This is a genomic window from Pseudomonas pichavaramensis, assembly GCF_050473265.1.
Lineage (GTDB): Bacteria > Pseudomonadota > Gammaproteobacteria > Pseudomonadales > Pseudomonadaceae > Aquipseudomonas.
Map to the genome: position 1 here is coordinate 1 of NZ_JBJKFJ010000042.1, position 211 is coordinate 211.

Annotated in this window: 1 pseudogene; it reads left to right on the forward strand. The window is 55.5% G+C overall.

The annotated features are described in order from the left end of the window. Nucleotides 1–211 (forward strand): annotated as a pseudogene (gene tuf, locus ACJRW5_RS24935) (elongation factor Tu); the annotation flags it as partial.

The window sequence follows — 211 nt, forward strand, 5'->3', positions numbered from 1 at the left end:
CAACGAGCTGGGCACCACTGCCGTCAAGAAGCTGGTTGAAACTCTGGACAGCTACATTCCGGAGCCGGTTCGTGCTATCGACAAGCCGTTCCTGATGCCGATCGAAGACGTATTCTCGATCTCCGGCCGCGGTACTGTTGTTACCGGTCGTGTAGAGCGCGGTATCGTCAAGATTCAGGAAGAAATCGAAATCGTTGGTCTGCGTCCGACC